Origin of the sequence: Marivita sp., assembly GCF_051251565.1 — a bacterium.
Lineage (GTDB): Bacteria > Pseudomonadota > Alphaproteobacteria > Rhodobacterales > Rhodobacteraceae > Marivita.
Genome location: NZ_JBPOFB010000076.1, coordinates 1 through 2,138, shown reverse-complemented (window position 1 = coordinate 2,138; position 2,138 = coordinate 1). Strand labels below are relative to the sequence as shown.

Sequence of the window (2,138 nt, the reverse complement as noted above, 5' to 3'; positions counted from 1 at the left end):
ATCAACAACCGTCCCGACGGAGAGGAACCCTCCGCCCCTCAAGGTGCTGAAATCGAAGCCGCCGCGCGCGACGCGGGGCTGGACTATAGAGCGATCCCCATCGGGCATTCCGGCTTTAGCGAAGTGCAAGTTGACGAAATGGTTGCGGCACTAGCCGGGGCTGAAGGATCGGTACTCGCCTATTGCCGCTCAGGCACGCGCTCGACTTTCCTTTGGTCTCTTGCGCAAGCCAAGAACGGCGCGAACCCGGACGAGATCGCAAGCGCCGCGATGGCAGCAGGATACGACGTCAGCCCGGTTCGCCCCATGCTCGATATGCTGGCTGCTCGCTAAAGCTCAACGCCGGTAGTCAAGCGGCGGATCACGGTCCCCCAGCAGTGATCGATAGACATAGTCTGGTCCGCGCGCCGCCTCGAATTCTGCGCGCGCCTGCGCTCGCATTTCAGGATTGGTGAACAGCTCCACTGCCATCAGTGCCATCGCTTTGGCGGCCACTTGCGCGCCTTTGTGTCCGATTGAGTGCCCGCTGGCTGCCACTGCCTGCCAAGAGTGCGAGCTGGTGCCCGGCACCCATGTCGCGGTGCGCACGCCGACGGTTGGCGTTGCCCAAGACACATCGCCGACATCGGTAGAGCCATAGCCAAGACTGCGATTATAAGGCTGAATTTGACCCGCGCTATCCAGAGGCATGGCGGCATCGCCCAGCGATTCTTGCAACTGCGCGGCCCATTCACGCTCTGCGGAGGTGTAGGTCACTCCCCCCACCATTTCGAGCTTCGTGTGCATTGCGCGCGCCAGTGTTTCATTCACCAGCAGCGGGTTATTGCCGTGGATGACTTCCCACTCAACCTGCGTGCCTGTGCCCAGCGCAGCACCGCGCGCCGCATCTTCGAGCCGCGCCCAGATTGCCTCGACGCCTTCAGGGTCAGGATGGCGGACGTAGTAGAAAACTTCGGCAAAGTCTGGGACCACATTGGGCGCGTTGCCGCCGCTGGTGATGACGTAATGCATGCGCGCATCCTGCGGCATGTGTTCGTGCATCATATTGGCCATCATGTTCATGGCTTCGGCGCCGTCGAGCGCGCTACGCCCGCGTTCTGGCGCTCCAGCTGCGTGGGCTGAGACTCCTGTGAAGCGGAATTTCGCGGAGCGATTCGCAAGGCTTGTTCGCGCCGCCGCGCTGTTCTCATCATCGGCGTGCCAATGGATCGCGACGTCGACATCGTCGAACATGCCTGCGCGGGTCATATAGACCTTGCCCGAGCCGCCCTCTTCCGCAGGCGTTCCATAAAGCCGGATGCGGCCCGGCGTGCCGGTGGCTTCCAACCATTCCTTGACTGCAATCGCAGCCGTCAGCGAGCCTGCGCCGAAGAGATTGTGCCCGCACGCGTGCCCGGCATGTTTGTCGTCAACCATATCGCGCGTTGGCGAGCCCGACTGGTTGATGCCGGGAAGAGCGTCCATCTCGGCCAGAATTGCAATGACCGGGCCGCCCTCTCCCCATTCAGCGACAAAGGCTGTTGGGATTTCGGCAATGCCGGTTTCAATACGGAAACCTTCGCCCTCCAGCTCTGCTTGCATCAGCCCGCTGGACCGGGTTTCGAGATAGCCGAGCTCGGCAAATTCCCACAATTCCTGCGCCACGCGCGCTGTGCGATCCGCCTCTGCATCGACAAAGACTATTGGGTCAGGGGCGGAATGATTGTCAGCGGTTAGCGGCGTTGTTCCCAACAACAATGCGCCAAAGCCAGCCGCAACGAGCGATTTACCGGGCAATTTCATTGAACTCTCCTTGCAGCCATGCTTGCCGCAAATCACGCGCCGTGCCAATCCCGGCGCAAGGAAAAGGCGCGCATGGATATCCCCCAACAACTTTTGCAATTTGGAGTGTCGCTGATTGCGATCCTTGTGCTCGCTGGGCTCGCCTGGAGTTTGAAGCTAGGCGGGAAGCCAACGCTCAAAAGCGATGACGATGTGCGCGGCGCAGCTGGCGAAGTGGAAGACGGCTTTGCGGCGCAACGTATATCCATCGCCCGCGACGGCAAAGCGGCTATGGCAGCGGACACAGAGGGCCGGATCATGGTCATCAAACGCCACGGAAACCGCTTTGCAGGCCGCATTTTGACCAGCGCAGCAAC

At 61.2% G+C, this 2,138-nt stretch carries 3 protein-coding genes; 2 read left to right on the top strand and 1 reads right to left on the bottom strand.

From position 1 onward, the window contains the following. The coding region (locus ACSHXH_RS19520) for a TIGR01244 family sulfur transferase (protein ID WP_435673468.1) at positions 1–333 on the top strand (333 nt) is incomplete at its 5' end. Positions 334–336: 3 nt separating this feature from the next. On the opposite strand, the gene ACSHXH_RS19515 is transcribed toward ACSHXH_RS19520, so the two are convergent. Continuing rightward, positions 337–1,782, bottom strand: coding sequence for an amidohydrolase (locus tag ACSHXH_RS19515; protein ID WP_435673467.1), 1,446 nt, complete (start codon positions 1,780–1,782; stop codon positions 337–339). Between the two features lie 72 nt (positions 1,783–1,854). Here ACSHXH_RS19515 and ACSHXH_RS19510 point away from each other — a divergent pair. Next, positions 1,855–2,138: hypothetical protein (locus ACSHXH_RS19510; protein ID WP_435673466.1), on the top strand; the 284-nt coding region annotated here is incomplete at its 3' end.